Annotated in this window: 11 protein-coding genes; all 11 read right to left on the bottom strand. The window is 71.9% G+C overall.

Going from position 1 to position 17,152, the window contains the following annotated elements:
- Positions 1-1,263: an O-antigen ligase domain-containing protein gene (locus AC3ETA_RS12095; RefSeq protein WP_432192849.1), complete on the bottom strand. Its 1,263-nt coding sequence runs from the start codon at positions 1,261-1,263 to the stop codon at positions 1-3.
- A 1-nt stretch (position 1,264) separates the two neighbouring features.
- The gene (locus AC3ETA_RS12090) at positions 1,265-2,788 is read right to left on the bottom strand and encodes a right-handed parallel beta-helix repeat-containing protein (protein ID WP_432192848.1); all 1,524 of its coding nucleotides are present in this window, start codon (positions 2,786-2,788) and stop codon (positions 1,265-1,267) included.
- Positions 2,785-4,734, bottom strand: a complete 1,950-nt coding sequence (locus AC3ETA_RS12085; protein ID WP_432192847.1) for a heparinase II/III family protein — start codon at positions 4,732-4,734, stop codon at positions 2,785-2,787. The genes AC3ETA_RS12090 and AC3ETA_RS12085 overlap by 4 nt, the downstream gene beginning before the upstream one ends.
- 2 nt (positions 4,735-4,736) lie before the next feature.
- Complete coding sequence (locus AC3ETA_RS12080; RefSeq protein ID WP_432192846.1) at positions 4,737-6,908, bottom strand: bi-domain-containing oxidoreductase; 2,172 nt, start codon at positions 6,906-6,908, stop codon at positions 4,737-4,739.
- A gap of 17 nt (positions 6,909-6,925) precedes the next feature.
- On the bottom strand, positions 6,926-8,860 hold the full coding sequence (gene asnB / locus AC3ETA_RS12075; protein WP_432192845.1) for an asparagine synthase (glutamine-hydrolyzing): 1,935 nt from the start codon (positions 8,858-8,860) through the stop codon (positions 6,926-6,928).
- Between the two features lie 3 nt (positions 8,861-8,863).
- On the bottom strand, positions 8,864-10,417 hold the full coding sequence (locus AC3ETA_RS12070) for a Wzz/FepE/Etk N-terminal domain-containing protein (protein ID WP_432192844.1): 1,554 nt from the start codon (positions 10,415-10,417) through the stop codon (positions 8,864-8,866).
- The gene (locus tag AC3ETA_RS12065; protein WP_432192843.1) at positions 10,414-11,781 is read right to left on the bottom strand and encodes a Wzz/FepE/Etk N-terminal domain-containing protein; all 1,368 of its coding nucleotides are present in this window, start codon (positions 11,779-11,781) and stop codon (positions 10,414-10,416) included. The genes AC3ETA_RS12070 and AC3ETA_RS12065 overlap by 4 nt, the downstream gene beginning before the upstream one ends.
- On the bottom strand, positions 11,778-13,043 hold the full coding sequence (locus AC3ETA_RS12060) for a glycosyltransferase family 4 protein (RefSeq protein ID WP_432192842.1): 1,266 nt from the start codon (positions 13,041-13,043) through the stop codon (positions 11,778-11,780). Before AC3ETA_RS12060 ends, AC3ETA_RS12065 begins: the two co-directional genes overlap by 4 nt.
- The gene (locus tag AC3ETA_RS12055; RefSeq protein ID WP_432192841.1) at positions 13,033-14,349 is read right to left on the bottom strand and encodes a nucleotide sugar dehydrogenase; all 1,317 of its coding nucleotides are present in this window, start codon (positions 14,347-14,349) and stop codon (positions 13,033-13,035) included. Before AC3ETA_RS12055 ends, AC3ETA_RS12060 begins: the two co-directional genes overlap by 11 nt.
- A gap of 73 nt (positions 14,350-14,422) precedes the next feature.
- On the bottom strand, positions 14,423-15,901 hold the full coding sequence (locus AC3ETA_RS12050) for a sugar transferase (RefSeq protein ID WP_432192840.1): 1,479 nt from the start codon (positions 15,899-15,901) through the stop codon (positions 14,423-14,425).
- A 664-nt stretch (positions 15,902-16,565) separates the two neighbouring features.
- On the bottom strand, positions 16,566-17,051 hold the full coding sequence (locus AC3ETA_RS12045; protein WP_432192839.1) for an SDR family oxidoreductase: 486 nt from the start codon (positions 17,049-17,051) through the stop codon (positions 16,566-16,568).
- Positions 17,052-17,152 lie beyond the last annotated feature (101 nt).

Raw genomic sequence — 17,152 nt, 5'->3', positions numbered from 1 at the left:
TCAGATCACCTCCGTTCGCCGGGCCCATTGCGGGACGCGTCGTCGAGGGGCTTCGGGTGTCGCGAGAGGTGCGTCCGCGAGAGGTGCGTCCGCGGCAGGTGCCTTCACGGCGGGCGCCGCGAGCAGTGAGGCGGCCAGCGCCAGATGCAGCAGATACGGCGAGGCGTCGCCCAGGCCGGCCTCGGTGTACGACGCCATCGCGCAGTAGCTGATCAGGAAGATCGCGCAGGCCCTCTCCAGCGAGGGCGGCCGCAGCAACGCGATGCCGCCGAGGACGATGATGATCGCCGTCACCAGACCGAGGCCGATCAGCCCCTGTTCCTGGTAGACGGCGAGCCAGCTGTTGTCGATCGGCAGCCCGCCGAACGACTTGTCGCCCAGGCCCATGCCGAACAACGTCTCCCCGGTCGTGCGGGGTTCGGCCAGCAGGGCGTCCCAGACCTTGGCCCGGCCGGTCAGACTGGAGAAGTTCTCCTTGCTCTGCCCGCGCAGGAACCACGCCTGCAGCACGGAGGCGAACCCCACCGCGGCCACCGTGGCGCACACCACCGCCCAGGTGAAGAACCGGCGGGCGGCGGCGCTGGTCAGGATGAGCGACCCGATCGCCAAGGTCAGCCCGATGACGAGGCCGAGCGTGGCCGTGCGGGTGTGGGTCAGCGCGAGCAGGACGAGCGCGGGCACGATGACCACCGCCGCGCTCGCCCGGTCGGTGCGGCGGCCCAGCAGGAGCAGCACGGTGAGCCCGATGATCACCGCGGCGTACTGCCCGATCTGCGGCGGGGTGAGCGGCCACAGCGCGCCGACCAGCCGCCCGCCGTACAGGTCGGGCAGGGCCGCGCCCGGTGAGATGACCAGGCCGGCGGCCACCAGCCCGAGCACCGCGAAGTACATCCGGATGTGGTGCCGTACGAACGTCGTGCTGCCGTCCCACCAGCGGCTGAGCAGCCACAGCGTGCCGACGAAGAGGGCGAGCCGGGCGCACCGGAACAGCGCACCGAACCCGGACTCCAGGTCGGCGCTGGAGATCACGCTCGCCACCAGGAGCAGGGTGAGCAGGGACACGTACGCACTGGCCCGGATGCGCAGCCGGAGATTGACGGTGAGCGCCAGCGTGAACGCGACGACCAGCGCGCCCATGGTGACCATCTGGATGAGGGAGCGGGGCAGCGGGACGATGGTCTTCGCCCCGGCGGAGCCGAGCGTGTTGAGGACCAGCAACCCCCAGACCGTTCCGACGATCTTCGGCGTGTGCACTGCGCCCATCTCAACCACCGTCCCGTGGGCGGAAAGTGCTGCCCTCGTCCTGCCGGTACGGCGTGGCCTGCCAGCGCCCGAAGTCGAGCACCTGGCTCGGGTCGTGGGCGACGAACGTCCACGGTCCGAGGTAGACGTTGTCGTGCCAGCGGTTGTGCTGCTTGCGGGTGATCGCCTCGGAGACCCGCTCGCCCTGGTACGGCGACCAGTCCGGATAGGTGCCGTAGTTGGCGAGGACGGCCATGCGGTCGCACTTCGCCGTGCACTTGACGACGGACTTGTCCAGCACGAAGCGGTTGTCGTGGATGTCCACGCGCTGGGTCTTCCACCGGCAGTCGGCGTACAGCGGTGCCTTGGCGATCGCCGGCTCCACGCAGCGGTCGGTGTCCTTGACCAGCAACGTGCAGTCACCGGAAGAGGTGTTGGCCGGGCTGTTGCAGAACCGGTCGGCGTTCTCCCACAGGGTGATCCCGGACCAGTTGTTCTCCAGTACGTTCCGGTAGATCTCGATCTTGTCGGTGCGGGCCTTGATCCGTGGTTCGCCGCCGGACTCGGACAGGTAGACGGTCGCGAAGGGGAAGTTGTCCCCGCGGTCGGCCTGCCTGCGGCCCTCGACCCAGTTGTTGCGCCGGATCGTGTTGCCCCGGATGACCGCGTTGTAGCTGGTCTCGTAGATCAGGGCGGCACCGTCGTTGTCCTCCAGCACGTTGTTCTCGATGCGGAAGTCGTTGTTGTTGGTGTCCGCCCACAGCCCCGTTCCGCGGTTGTCGTGCACCCAGTTGCCGCGCACGTCGGCGCCGTCGACGGCCCAGAACTTGATGCCTCCGGTGCAGCCGCAGCCCTCCCTGCGCCGCTCCCAGTCGGCGGTGTTGTTGCCGACGATCTCGTTGCCCTCGACCACCAGGCCGCTGATACGGCCGCCGCCCTTGTACGCGTTCATGCCGTACTGGCCGTTGCCGCGCAGACAGCTGGCGCGGACCTGCTGGTGGGCGCCGGCCATCAGCCCGGCCCCGGAGTTGTCCTGGATCGTGGCGTGCTCGATCACCCAGCCGTCGGCCGAGTCGTGGTTGACCACGCCCTCGTCCGGCGGCGCGACGAAGCGCTGCACCGTCAGATGGCTGATGGTGACGTGGCGGGCGCCGCCGCCGAACGCGTACTGGTTCTTCTTGCGGCCGTCGAGCACCGCGCCCGGCGCGCCGACATAGCGGTTCCCCTCCTTGGGGACGACCTGGGCGTAGCGGTCCGGGTCGAGCCTGTGCCTGCCCGGCCGGAGCCAGAACGTGGTGTTCGGGGGGTTGCTCTTGGTCTTCGCCGCCAGGTCGCCGACGACCGCGGGGTCGACGGTCACCGCGCCCGCCGGCGCCTTCGCCGGCCCGGCCGCGGGTTGCGCGCACACCCGGGCCACGGGCGTGGGCGACGGCGTGGCGGCCGGCTTCGCCCCGGCGTCCGACGTGCTGTCGCAGCCGGTCACCGCCAGCAGGGCGAGGGCCGCCGGTGCCGCCACCGACGCCCAGTGCCGCCTGATGATCCTCACGCGCACCCCTGACCGCCGAACCCGAGCACGGTGACGAAGTCCTCCGTGCCGTCGGTGGAGCCGGTGCCGACCAGCGTGGTGGCGGGTTCCTTGCGCCCGAACCCGGCGGAGTACCAGCCCAGCGGCGGGTCGCTCTCGCCGCGATGCGCCCGCCAGCTCAGCTCCCCGGGCAGGTCGAGCACCGCGGAGCGCGCCTCGCCGTCCCGGGTCCAGGTGAGCACGGCCCGGTTGCCCGCCAGGTCCGCGGTGATCGCCGGGCCGAGGTGGAACGCCAGCCGTACGGACCGGTTCGGGCCCCGCACCTCGTCGACGATCCTCAACTCCCGGCTCGCGGCCGTCAGTTCCACCCGGCGGCGGTGTACGGAGCCCTGATAGCCGTCGTGTTGGGCACTCCAGCGGGCCACGTTCCCGTCGGACGTGTCCGCGGCCAGGACACGGCTGCGGGCATGCCGGGTCCACAGGAACGGGCCGCCGGAGACGGACTGGTCGTCGCCGTCCAGCTGCAGGGTGTTGTGGCCGAGGGTGGAGCGGAAGTACCGCCGCCACTCGGGCTGCCCGTGGTAGCAGTACGTCCCCGGGTCGGCGAGTACGTCGACCCCGTCGTGCCGGACCTCCACGGACAGTGCGTCCGCGTGGGCGTGGGCGGCGATGGACAGGAAGCCGTGCGGGCCCCCGTCGCAGCGGCACCAGATCTCCTCCGGCCCGCGCAGGATGGTCATGCCCGCGTCGGCGAAATGAGCCGGCCTGCTCGCCGGGCGCGTCACCTCGATGGCATCGGGTCGTATCAGCGCGGCCAGCAGCGGGGTGCGCACATCGGTGCCGGTCAGCTCCGGCCACCACCCGAGCCGGCCGAACACGGCGTCGCCGGTGGCCAGCAGGGAAGCCCAGCGGTCGGTGCCCGCGCCGTCCACGATCAGACCGTGACCGTCGTCCGCGTCGCCCTGGCGCGGGGGCCGCAACCGGCTGTCGACGACGGCCGCGAGCGCGTCGGTCATCCGCAGCAGGACCAGCCGGAGGGATGCCGGGACCGGCACGCCCGCGGCATCGGCCTCGGCGACCGCGGCCAGGCCGAGCTCCAGCACCAGTCCGTGGTATTCGGTGGCCAGCTCGCGGTTGAGGCCGGATCCGAAGGTGTTGGCGCGCAGATGGCGCTCCAGCGACCTCAGGGCGTCGGCCCGCCAACGCGCCGAGGAGGGGAACCAGTCGAACGCGCAGGCCGCGGCGAACTGCCCGGCGGCCTCGGCGACGACGTGGTTGTTCGCCGACGACCCCCGGCTGGGGAAGGCGGCCAGCCAGCGCTGGTGGTGCCAGATCTGGTTCAGCGCCACCGGGTCGTCCTCGAACAGCCCGGCCGCGCCCGGCCAGCCGTCGAGGAGCCGGCGGATCCACACCCAGGACAGCAGCCGTATCCCCAGCTCGATGCCGCTGATCCAGTGCACTCCGCGCAGCGGGGTGTTCGCCGCCCACCACGACCGCAGATGCTCGGCGACACGCTCGGCGTACCGCTCGTCCCCGGTGACCGCGTAGGCCGCGGCGAGCACGGTGAGGTACTGATGCCGGGACGGCTCCCAGATCTGCTTGATGTCCCCGACCGTGTCCTCGCTGCGGTACGGCACGTCGAAGGCGTAGCCCCACGGGGCCCGGCGCCCGGTCTTCGGGTCGTGACACCAGTCGGGGTCGACCATGTCGTCGCGGCCCACCCCGAAGAACTCGGCGTGCCCCGCCATCAGCCGGTCCGCCTCGGCGAGGAGACGTTTCGCGGCGTCCGGCGGCACCGCGGCCGTCGTCCCGGCGGGCAGTACCGCCGTGAACCGGGCGCCGGTCACGCCCGGACTGTCCGGCAGCGACGAGCGCCACCGCCGTCTGCGCACCGCGTCGCCCGCCCGGCCGCCGATCTCCCGCGGCCCCATCCGGGACAGGCGCCGCAGGTACCAGCCCGCGCTCATGCTCACTGGGCCCTCGCCAACGTCACCGGCGCACCGGCGGCCAGGCCGGCCTGCACGGCGAGGGTGGCCGACGTGGTCGCGACCAGCGACTGAAGCGGCACCGGCATCGGCCCGCCGGTCCGCACGGCCTTGACGAACGCGGCCAGTTCGGCGTTCTGACCCTTGTCCCGGGCCTTGGGCAGCCGCGAACTGACCCACCGCTTGCGGCCGTGGACCGAGGCGCGGACGAAGTCGTCGAGCCGCAGCACCTTGCCGTCCGCGACCAGGTCCAGCGTCTCCTTGGGGAAGCCGGGCGCGCCGCTGGTGACGTAGCTGATGGTGGCGGTGGAGTCGTCCGGGTAGCGCAGCACGACCTGGAGGTCCTCGTTGCCGGCCGGGGCGACCGCGTACACCGACACCGGGTCGGCTTCCAGGAGCCAGCTCGCCGTGTCGATGAAGTGTCCGCCCTCGCCTTCGAACCGCGAGCCCTCGGTGCCCTGCTGGAGGTACCAGCTGCCGTCCTGGAGCCGGCCCGCGTTGACCAGGTAGCGCAGGCTCGCGGGACCCGTCCGGGTGCCGAACCGCTCCTTCGCCTGGGTCAGCAGGGGCGCGAACCGGCGGTTGAAGCCGACCTGGAGCCGGTCGTTGCCGGACTCCTCCACCGCCGCGAGCACTCCCGCCAGGTCGTCCTCGGTGAGCGCCAGCGGCTTCTCCACGAACACCGCCTTGCCGGCCAGCAGCGCCTTGCGGGTCAGGTCGGCGTGCGAGCTGTGGCGGGTGACCACGAACACCGCGTCGACGGACGTGTCGCCGAGCACCGCGTCGAGATCGGTGGTCGCCTCGGCGAAGCCGAACTTCCGTTGCGCGTTGGCCCCGGACAGCGCCGTCGTGGTGACGACCGTGGACAGCTCGACGCCGTCGCGCCGGGCCAGGTGCGGCAGCAGCATCGACGTCGCGTAGTTGCCCGCGCCGACGAACGCGAGGCGCACCGGCCTGCTCACGGCCCGGGACGGATTCGGCTTCACGTTCACCGCGGGCACCGCCACGGCCGGGGCCTGCGAACGATCCACGTGCTCGGGGTAGCGGAACAGCACGGCCACGGCCTTCAGGTCGCCGTCCTGCAGACTCCGGTACGTCTCCACGGCGTCGTCGAAGTCGGCGATGTGCGAGATCAGCGGCTCCACGTCGACGCGGCCACGGGCGACCAGGTCGAGGAAGCAGGCGAGGTTGCGGCGCTCGGTCCAGCGCACATAACCGATCGGGTAGTCCCGCCCCTGAAGCTCGTACTCCGGGTCGTAGCGTCCGGGCCCGTAGCTGCGGGAGAACCGGACGTCGAGCTCCTTCTCGTAGTACGCGTTCCACGGCAGGTCCAGGCGGCACTTGCCGATGTCGACGACCCGGCCGCGGTCCCGGCAGAGCCGCGCGGCCAGCTCGACGGGCTGGTTGCTGCCGCCGCCGGCGGCCAGATACACCTGGTCCACGCCGTGCCCGTCGGTGAGTTCGGCGACGGCGGCCTCCACGGCCGCGGAGTCGGGATCGCCGCAGGCCGCGGCGCCCAACCGCTCGGCCAGCTCGCAGCGCGCCGGGTCGGGGTCGACGCCGACGACACGGACCCCCGAGGCCGTCAGGAGCTGCACCACCAGCTGCCCGATCAGCCCGAGGCCGATGACCAGGGCCACTTCGCCGAGCTGCGGCTCGCCCTGGCGGACGCCCTGCATCGCGATCGAGCCGACGGTGCCGAAGGCCGCGTGCCGCGGCGCCAGGCCGTCCGGCACCGGGGTGTAGAGGTTCTTCGGCACCCAGTTCAGCTCGGCGTGCAGCGCGTGCTCGTTGCCGGCGCAGGCCACGAGGTCGCCGACCTTCACGTCGTCGATCCCGGCGCCGACCTGCTCGACCACACCGCACAGCGAGTAGCCCAGCGGCGTGTAGGAGTCCAGCTTGCCCATCACCTTGCGGTAGGTGGCGGGCACCCCGTTGGTGGCCACGCTCTGCATGACCTTGGCCACCTGGTCCGGGCGGGAGCGGGCCTTGCCCAGCATCGACATGCCGGCCTCGGACACCTTCATCATCTCGGTCCCGGTGGATATCAGCGAGTACCCGGTGCGGACCAGCACACCGCCCGGCTTGCACCCCGGCACCGGCACGTCGAGCACCGCCAGCTCGCCGCTCTTGTAGTTCTGTACAACCTGCTTCACCCGAACTCCTCTGATTCCTAAGCCGTTAACCGAGTGCTCTGGCCGGACCCAGAGGTCGCGTCGCGATACCAGTACTCGAGGGTCAGCACATGCCACAGATGCTTGGAGAAGTCCCGCTGCCCGGCGGCGTCCTCGGCGGCCATCCGCGCCAGCGCGTCGCGGCGCAGCAGCCCTGACCTGACCAGCTCGCCGTCGTGGATCACCTCACGCACCAGCGGTGCCAGATCCCGGCTCATCCAGGCCCGCAGCGGCGCGCTGAACAGGCCCTTGGGCCGGTACACGATCTCCCGGGGCAGGATCGAGGTGGCCGCCTCCTTGAGGACGGCCTTGCCCTGCCGCCCGGCGATCTTGCGATCGCCGGGGAAGGCGAACGCCGCCCTGACCACCTCGACGTCCACGTACGGCACCCGCACCTCGGTCGACGCGGCCATGCTGGAGCGGTCCGTGTACGTCAGGTTCAGGCCCGGCAGGAACATCCGGGCGTCGGTCAGGCACATGCGGTTGACGAAGTCGTCGAGGTCGTTGTCCCGGTAGACGTCCGCGTGCTCGGTCAGCACGTCCTCGACCGTCCCGGCCAGGTCCGGATCGACCAGGTCGAGCAGCTCGTCCTGGTCGTACATGGTGTAGCTGCGCCGGAACGCGGTCTCCTCCGGCAGATCGGCGAAGGACAGGAACCGCTTCGCGAAGCGCACCGACCGGTACCCCCGGCGGCTCGTGGCCACCGGCAGCCGGTCCACGAGCCCCGACACCCCGCGCCGCAGGGGCCGCGGGACGCGCTGGTAGCGCAGCGCGAGCAGGTTGGCCAGGTGCTTGCGGTACCCGGCGAACAGCTCGTCGGCGCCCATCCCCGAGAGCATCACCTTGACCCCGGCCTGGCGGGCGGCCGAGCAGATCAGGAAGGTGTTGATGGCGGCGGGGTCGCCGATCGGCTCGTCCAGGGAGTACGTCATCTGCGGCAGCAGGTCGAGCACGTTCGGCGCGATCTCGATCTCGTGCAGGTCGACACCGAACCGCTCGGCGACCTGCCGGGCGTAGCGCAGGTCGTCCGGCATCGCCTCGAACTTGGCGTCCTCGGCACGGAAGCCGATCGTGTAGGCGGAGATCCCGGGCTGATGGCGGGCCGCGAGGGCGGTCAGGTAGCTGGAGTCGAGACCGCCCGAGAGGAACGTCGCCACGGGTACGTCGGAGAGCAGGTGGCGTCGGGTCGACTCCTCGACGACGGCGTTCAGGTCCGGCAGCTCGCCGCCGCGGGCCCGCTCCCGGCCCTCGGCGGCGACGTCCTTCAGGTTCCAGAACGTGCCGCGCTCCACCCGGCCGTCGGGCCGGCACCGCAGCCAGCTCCCCGGCGGCAGCTTCTCCGCCTCGCGGAACGCGCACCGTGAGTCCGGCACCCAGTAGTAGAGGAGCGAGGCCACCAGCGCCGCATGGTCCACCTCCAGCGTTCCGCCGGTGGCTGCGGCGAGCGCCTTGAGCTCGGAGGCGAACACCAGGCCCGCGCCGCGCCGCAGCAGGAACAGCGGCTTGATGCCCAACTGGTCGCGGACGAGCACCAGTTCACCGGTGCGTTCGTCGAAGATCCCGAACGCGAACATGCCGCGCAGCCGGGGCAGACAGTCCGTGCCCCAGCGCCGCCACGCCTCAAGGAGCACCTCGGTGTCGGAGGTGCCGCGGAAGCGCACGCCGGCGGCTGCCAGCTCGGCACGCAGCTCCGGCGCGTTGTACAGCTCGCCGTTGTACGTCAGGACGAGGCCGTCCGAGACCATCGGCTGGGCGCCGGTCCCGGACAGGTCGATGATGGCCAGCCGGCGGTGTCCGAGGTGCACTTCGCCGTCACCGACGGGGTGGCTGTACCGGCCCGCCCCGTCGGGTCCGCGGTGGGCGAGGGTCTCGGTGAGCCGGTCGGTCACGACCTTCCCGTCCGGCCACCGGTAGGTGCCTGCGATGCCACACATGTACTACCGCGCCTCCTGGTTGCTGTCCGGGACCCGTGTCGCCCACATCGGCTGCCGATCCGTCCGCGGCCGGCCCTCTCCCACCGTCTGAACGGCGTGGGAGGTACCCCCACCGCTCTGCCGGGCGAGCCGCTCGTTCCGGCCGCGCAGCGCGATGTGCAGCCCGTCCCACAGCGTGCCGTCGGTCCGGTCCCGCGGATCCGGGTCGATGAGCACCACGCCGATCACCGGAATGTGCTGGTCCGCGAGCTGCCGCGCCACGGTGTGCAGCCATGCGGCGCTGCCGTGCCCGGCACGCACGACGAGCACGGTCCGGGTGCCGAGGTACTGGAGGTCGGTCCACGCCGTGCCGGGCGCGACCGACCCGACGCCGATCCGGCGCTCCTGCGGCGAGGCGGCCGCGGCACGCTCTCCGCTGACCACCGTGGGATCTCCCGGCTTCGGACGGCGCCCGGCGAGCTGCGGGCCGGGCAGACCGTCGACGACGACCACCGGCCCCTCTTCCGCCAGTGCCTTCGCGACGTTCAGGGCGAGCACGCCCGTGCCGCGCGCGCAGCCCAGTTCCAGCAGCGACAGCGGTTCCGTGGAGCCGCGTACCGTGCGGGCCAGGGTCCCGGTGAGCCGTTCGCGTGCCGCCCGGGTCCGGCGGCGCTGCCACAGCCTGCCCGAGCGGCGGGGCAGCTCCGCGATGACCGAGGCACCCAGGTTCGCCGCGATGTCCCGGCGCAGCACGGGGCGGTCCGCCACCACCGTGCCGACCGCGGCCAGCGCGAGCCCGAGGACGAGTCCGAGCACGATCCCGATCGCGGAGTCGGTGGCGACCGCCTTGGGCAGGGAGTGCCGCACCGCGCGCGGTGCGTCCACGATCTGCGTGCCGGCGACGACCTTGGGTGTGCCGGTGCGCGCGTCCGCGGCGCGCTGGTCGAAGTCGGCTATTCGCGAGTTGAGTTCGGCGCGGCGCGCGAAGAGCGACTCGATGCTCGCGGACGCTCTCGGGTCGCTCTCCGGGGAGCGGTCGCCGATCGCCTTGTTGACCTCGTCGAGCTCGTCCCGCATGCGGTCGCGCTGGTCGGTGAGGGCCTTGGCCTCGGCCTGCGCGGACTGCCGCATCCGCCGCACGTGGTCCGTCACGAACGCCTCGGCCAGCGCCTTGGCCCGGGCCACCGCCTCCGCGTCGCTGTCCGCGCTCACATCGATCTGGAGCAGGTTGTTGGTCAGGCCGGTACCCCGGTAGTCCCGCATGAAGTCCTCCGTCTTCTCGGAGGACTCGAGGGACCGCAGGGCCATGTCGGCGACCCTTGTGGTCTGCAGCAGCGCCACGTCGGTGCGGATCAGCGTGCCGGTGTCGTTGGGCTGGTCGTCCTCGTGCGCGACCAGCACCTTGGTCACCGCGCTCGGGGGCGGCGGCATCAGGACCGCCACCGCCGCCCCGGCCAGCAGGCCGAGGAGCGCCATGGTGCACCACAGGCGGCGGCGCCTGCGCACCGCCACCACCAGCCCTTGCAGGTCGATGAGCGGACCGGCCGCCGACGACTCCGAAGTCGTGCCAGTCGTCATGCGGAACCTCCTGTTGCGTGGCCGCGCACCGCGAGCGCCGGGGCGGCGTCGTCCGGCGGACGGGCGGCGGATCGCGCGGGGCGGGCCGCCACCGGGTCGGCGACGACGACGCCGACGACCTCGTGCCGGCCGTCCGCGCACGCCTCGGCGATGCCGGCCAGTTCCTCCGCGGTCCGGCTGCCCGCGCCGAGCACCACCAGGGCACCGGACTCGCTGTCGCGGTCCGGCACCATCGGCCGGTCCACCGAGACCTCCACCACCCGCAGCAGCGGATCGCCCTTGGCCTCGGCGACGAGCTGCCCGGCGGCCAGGCGGGCGATCTCGTCGTCGTCCGGTACGACGACCAGCAGCAGCCGGGGAGCCGGCAGCAGCTCCCGGACACGGGCGCAGACACGGCCGTAGCGGATCCGCCGGCCGCTCTCGTCGCCGGACCTCCGCGGGGCCGGCAGGTCCCATCGGGTGTCGGTGCCGAGGAGCCTTCGGATCCGGCTTGCGGAGCCTGCGCCTTCCGGCCGCCGGGTGTTCCGGTCGTCGGGCACGTCGACGGTGCCGAGCAGCGCCGAGCCCAGCGTCGCGGCGATCTCCTGCTCGGTGCGCAGCCGGCGGTTCGTCCGGGCGCCGACGAGATGGCCGACGACCGCGAGCAGGAAGAACAGCACCGCCCCGGCGACGACGAGCTGCACCCTCGTCGGCGGGGCCTCGCCGGTCGGCCGGGCGGCCGGGCCCATGACGACCAGGCCGGTCCTGTTGTTCGCCGGGTCGGCCTCGTCGAGCTTCGTCATGGCCTCTTCCAGCGAGGTGCGCAGTTTCTCGAGCATGGTGCGGGCCTGCACGCCCTCCACGGTCCGCCCCGGATCCACCGCGTCGGCGAGGTCGCTGATACGGCGGTTGGTCTCCTTCACCTGCTCCCGCAGCGCCTCGGGTCCCGTGGCCGCCTCGGAGTCCGTGCCGCCGCCCGCGATCCGCTCGGCGAACGCGACGAACTGCTGGGCGACCCGGTCCGAGAGCTGCTGCGCGTGCTTCGGGGTGTCGGCCGTACCGGAGATCTTGACGATGTTTCCGTCGGATGCCTTGGCGCTCACCCGGTCCCGCAGCTCGTCGCTGCTGAGGCCGGTCCAGCCGAGGTCGGTTGCCGCGCGGTCGACCACGGTCGAACTGGTGGCGATGTCGACCTGGGTCAGCAGCTCGCGCTCCTCCCACTGCCCCGGCAGCAGTACCGATGCCGAAGCCGTGTAACGCGGTGGGAACACCAGCGAGGTGCCGTAGCCGACGAGTGCGCCCGCCACGGCGAGGACGGCGAGAAGCCGCCACCTGCGCCGGAGTATCCGCCCGACGGTGACCAGGCGGATCGTGTCTTCGCTCAACGCCGTTGCCTCTTCCCTGTGCGGACCGGGCCGCCCGCCGACACCTGAGTGCGGTCACGGCACGCGGCGGCGTAGGCCGCGAGCAGTGACGCCTGCGAGTTCTCCCAGGACAGCCGGCCGGTGATCCGCTCCTGGCCGACCTTGCCCATCCGGACCCGTCGGTCCGGGTCGTCCAGCAGCGCCGCGATGAGGCCGGCGAATTGGGCCTCGTCGTCGGCGGGCGCGTAGACGGCGGCGTCACCGGCTGAGACGCGCGCCTCCTTCAGGTCGAACGAGACGATCGGCCGGCCCATCGCCATGTACTCCAGGACCTTGTTCATCGTCGACACGTCGTTGAGCGGATTGCGCGGGTCGGGGGACAGGCACACGTCAGCGGTGGACAGGTAGCGCACCAGGTCGGCGTCCGATACGCGCCCGGTGAACTGCACCTGGTCCGTGAGCCCGAGCTGCCGGGACAGTTCCACCATCGCGTCGAAGGCGTCGCCCGCGCCGACGAACACCGCGTGCCAGTCGGTCCGCCCCACCTCGTCGCGCAGCTTCGCGAGGGCCCGCAGGGCGTAGTCGACACCGTCCTGGGGTCCCATGACGCCCAGGTAGCACAGCAGATGAGGCTTGCCGCGCTTCAACTCCGGCTCGGGCGGCACCGGTTGGAACCGGTCGGTCTGGGGCGCGCTGCGCACCACGAAGACGTCCTCGGGGCGTCGGCCGCCCCGGCGTATCGCGACGTCCCGGTAGCTCTCGTTCGTGGCGAGCACGATGTCGGCGGCCCGGTAGGTCCGCCGTTCCAGCGCGCACACGGCGCGGTAGAGCAGGTCCTTGCCGCGGCCGAACCGGGAGAGGTACAGCTCGGGCACCAGGTCGTGCTGGTCGAAGACGAACCGCGCGCCACGCCGCCTGAGCCACCGTGCCGCCAGGAACAGCAGGTCGGGCGGGTTGCAGGCGTGGACCACGTGGACCGGGCCGACCTTGCGGGCCAGCCGAGCCGTGTGCCACAGCGCCGATCCGTACTCCCGCAGGTAGCCGGCCGGTCCGCCGGTGGCCGCGCGCAACGGGTAGCGGTGGATCCGCACCCCGTCGATCAACGCCTCCGGCTCCGTGTCCCGCTTCTCCCCCCGCGGGCAGATGACGTGCACCTCCCAGCCCGCGTCGCGCAGCGTCGTGCACTCCTGCCACACCCGCCGGTCGAACGGCACCGACAGGTTCTCCACCAGGATCAGCGCACGCCGGCCCGACCCGTCACCACTGACTGCGTTACCAAGCAAGGCCCATGTACCCCGGTTCGGCCCGGCGCGCGTCGGCGTCGGGGAGGTGGATGAGGTCGACGATCACCGGGCCGCCGCCATGGGGCAGCGCGGTGAGGACGGCCGGGTCCTTGGTCCCGACCAGGCACACCTCGGCGTGTTCGAGCACCTCGTCGACGGAGTCGGCGAGCAGCTGCGCGAGGTGCGGCAGCCGGGTCTCGATGTACTCGCGGTTCGCGCCGAGCAGCCGGGACAGGCTCACGTTGGCGTCATGGATCCGCAGGTCGTACCCCTTGCCGTGGAGCCGCTCCGCCAGCTCGACCAGCGGGCTCTCGCGGAGGTCGTCGGTGCCGGGTTTGAAGGACAGCCCGAACATGCCGATCCGGCGTTTGCCGGTGCGCTCGACCAGCTCCACCGCGCGTTGCAGATGGTCGGAGTTGGAGGGCAGCACATGGGAGAGGATGGGCACCGAGACGTCGGCCCGCTGTGCCGCGTGGACCAGGCTGCGCAGGTCCTTGGGCAGGCAGGACCCGCCGAAGGCGAAGCCGGGCCGCAGATAGGCGGGGCTTATGTTCAGCTTGCGGTCGGCCAGGAACACGTCCATCACCTGGTGCGAGTCCACCCCGAGCGCCTGGCACACCGCGCCCAGTTCGTTCGCGAAGCCGATCTTCAGGCCGTGGAAGGCGTTGTCCGCGTACTTGATCGCCTCGGCCGTCGGGATCGGCACCCGGAACACCTCGCCGGGCAGGCCGTCGTACAGCGCCAGCACCACGTCGCCGCTCGCCGTGTCGAGCTCGCCGACGACGGTCTTGGGCGGGTCGAAGAAGTCCTTCACGCTGGTGCCCTCGCGCAGGAACTCCGGGTTGACCGCGACCCCGATGTCCACGCCGGCCGTACCGCCGACGGACTTCTCCAGGATCGGCACCAGCAGGTTCAGGCAGGTGCCCGGGAGCATGGTGCTGCGGAACACGACGGTGTGCCGCCCGCCCCGTTCGGCCAGCGCCGCGCCGATCTGCTCGGTGACCCGCTCCAAGTAGGTGGTGCACAGGCTGCCGTTGGGCTCCGACGGAGTGCCCACGCAGACCAGCGACACCTCGCTGTCCATGATCGCCTCACGGACGTCGACCGTGGCGCGTAACGCCCCGGTCCGTACGACGTCGGCGATGAGCTCGCCGATCCGCTCCTCGACCACCGGGGCCTTGCCGTCGTTGACCAGGTCGACCTTCACCTGGTTCACGTCCACCCCGATGACCTCGTGGCCCATGGCGGCCAGGCACGCGGCCGACACACAGCCCACGTAGCCGAGCCCGAAAACGCTGACTCTCATGTCCCGTTCCTCCCCCCAGGCAGGCCCTTGTGGCCTGCTGTCCCCGCGCCGGCCGGACGGCTGTCCCCGCGCATCAGTAGGCCCCCTGGCCGTAGAGCACCGCCCGCAGCGTCTTCCACAAGATCACCGTGTCCAGGGCCAGCGACCAGTCCTCCACGTACCGCAGGTCGAGGCGGACCGCCTCCTCCCACGGCAGGTCGCTGCGTCCGCTTATCTGCCACAGTCCGGTGAGTCCGGGCTTGACCAGCAGCCGCCGCCGGATGTCCGGGCCGTACGCGGCGGACTCCTCCGGCAGCGGCGGCCGCGGCCCGACGAGCGACATCGATCCGGTGAGCACGTTGAAGAGCTGCGGGAGCTCGTCGAGCGAGTACCGGCGCAGCACCGCTCCCACCCGGGTCACCCGCGGATCCCGGCGGAGCTTGAACAGCAGCCCCGCACCCTCGTTGCGGTCGGCCAGCTCGGCGCGTGCCTTGTGCGCCCCGACGACCATGGTGCGGAACTTGAGGATGGTGAACTCGCGGCCGCCCTTGCCGACCCTGCGCTGGCGGTAGAAGACCCCGCCCCGGCTGTCCGCCACCACGAGCAGCCCGACGAGTGCCATCAGCGGCGCGAACAGCAGCAGCAGGAACGCCGCGCCCACCCGGTCGACGACCACCTTGATCGCCCGGCGCCCCCCGGTGAAGGTCGGCATGCTGACCCGCAGCAGCGGTATCCCGAGCACGGCGTCGACGTGCAGCCGCGGGCCGGCCACCTCCATCAGCACGGGGGCCACGACCATTTCGGCGTCGCTGCCCTCCAGGTTCCAGGCCAGCCGCTGCAGCCGGTCCGGTGTCCAGTGCGGGTCCGGTGTGACCGCGACGACACGGTAGCCGTCGTGCTCGACGTACTTGGCGACGTCCGTCAGCCGGCCGACGACCGGCACTCCGTCGAGCTGGTCGCCGTCGATTCCGCGACCGTCCGTCGTGCACACTCCGTCCACGCGCCAGCCGAGGTGCGGGAACTTGCGGGTACGGGTGATCAGGTCGCGTACGGTGGCCGGGCTCCCGGCGGCGAGCACCGGTCTGAGACACCTCCCTTCCTTGCGCTGCTTGTGCAGCGAAAGGCGGAGCAGATAGCGCGTCGTCATGGTGACGAGGGCGATCGCGGGGATCGCGACGAAGATCCAGAGCTTGATGTTGCGCGAGGTGAGGGCGATCCCGCCGAGCGCGAGCACGACGGTCGCCGTGAACATGGAGCGTCCGAGCCTGCGGAACTCCTCGGCACCCTGACCGAGCACGGCCGGGGACCACGCCCTGCTCACCGCGAGTGCCCCCAGCACCAGCAGCTCGGTGCAGAAGGCGAGGATTCCCCACTTCTCGTGCCAGTTGGCCGCGTCCCGGGCCCCGAAGAAGTTGCCTATCGACGCCACCACGAAGGCGGTGGCCACGGTGTCGCTGATGATCACGGAGCGGCGGTAGCGCTGCTCCCAGTCGCTCGCGGGCCGGGACATCGCCCCGTTCGCCAGACGCCCGCGCGCCGACGAAAACGGGTCTACTAATTCCCCCTGTTGCACGGGACCCCCCAGGTCGCCAGTGGTTCGACAGAGTTCGCCCAACACTGTCTTCTCGCCCGGGAGACGCCCCCGCCCCCCGTGCCGCGCTGTTCCTCCCCTCGGGGCCCCCGCCCCGCGCATGACATCCCGGCGTTTACGGCGCTACCTGAACAACCCGCCCTGACGGCAGCACAGTTGCCCGTCCTGTTGTCCTGTCGGGTTGAGCGCGATCCCGTCGAGACCTCGGGTGCTCCCCGCACCCACGGCCCCTCCCGGGCGCCGGGAATCGATCATCCCCACGCGTGGCGCGGAGGACGAGACTGCTGGTTCTGCATGGCAACGGACCTACACATCATTGATGGTCGCCTCGTGTCCGATCAGCTGAAGCACGGTCAATCTAGACCATCGGGACCAGAATTGAGGAGGGGATGTGTGTGATTTGTGGACAAGCTTTGGGACAGGGTCCACCGGCTGATGACGACCCCCGTTCCGCGCCGGTTCGTGACGCCGGTTCAGAGGCCGGCAGCGGTCGTCGAAGGTCACGGTGGGCCTCGGTCGGCCCGGGTCCTGGGCGGCTCTGATCCGTTCCGCGGCGGCGGTGTGCGCGTTGCGGACACCGCCGCCGTACGCCGACGCGCCGGCCGTGTGATCGGCGTGGTCGTGGCTGTGGACGAGGTGGGTGACCTCACGGCCGGTGATGCGGCGGATCGCGGCCGGAAGCGCTCCGGCGAGCGAGGACGGGGCGGCGACGACCACACCGGCGCCGGTGACGAGGAAGGCCGCCGGTGTGCCGCCGGCGGTCACGGCACAGAACGCTCGCCGCTGCGGTCCAGCCGGTAGTCCTCAGGGGGACCGGCGGGGGCTTGGCGGTGGCGGGAAGTGGCGCGAAAGTACGGGTCGTGTCGATGAGTTGTGGCTCCTCGGCTCCGACGACGGCCGGTCGCCGGGGCGTTGGGTGCGCGACGAACTGCCGGCCGCCGTCGATGTCGTGGGTGGCACCGGTGAGGGCGCCGTCGGCCATGAGGTGCAGTGCCGGAGCGGCGACGTCCTGCGCACCGACCACCCGGCCGATGGGCAGCGTGCTCCTCAACTGCTCCCGGCGGGCGTCGAGCCGGTCGCCCAGGAGGGAGGCCGGCAGCGCCCCGCCACGGGCCGCCCGGCCCGAAATCACGCCGTCCCGCATCCCCCGCCACGGGCCGCCCAACCCGAAATCTCAGCCTGTCACCCGTCAGGCCGAGCCCCACCCGGGCCAGGGCACCCGTGGCCGGCACC

The organism is Streptomyces sp. bgisy027, from assembly GCF_057710365.1.
The sequence above is the reverse complement of the archived record's forward strand: the minus strand, read 5'-3'. Positions and strand labels throughout refer to the sequence as shown.

Excerpts from the sequence above, each read along its gene's own strand:
- AC3ETA_RS12095 (WP_432192849.1), bottom strand. The coding sequence starts at position 1,263 with ATGGGCGCAGTGCACACGCCGAAGATCGTCGGAACGGTCTGGGGGTTG.
- AC3ETA_RS12085 (WP_432192847.1), bottom strand. The coding sequence starts at position 4,734 with ATGAGCGCGGGCTGGTACCTGCGGCGCCTGTCCCGGATGGGGCCGCGG.
- asnB (WP_432192845.1), bottom strand. The coding sequence starts at position 8,860 with ATGTGTGGCATCGCAGGCACCTACCGGTGGCCGGACGGGAAGGTCGTG.
- AC3ETA_RS12070 (WP_432192844.1), bottom strand. The coding sequence starts at position 10,417 with ATGACGACTGGCACGACTTCGGAGTCGTCGGCGGCCGGTCCGCTCATC.
- AC3ETA_RS12055 (WP_432192841.1), bottom strand. The coding sequence starts at position 14,349 with ATGAGAGTCAGCGTTTTCGGGCTCGGCTACGTGGGCTGTGTGTCGGCC.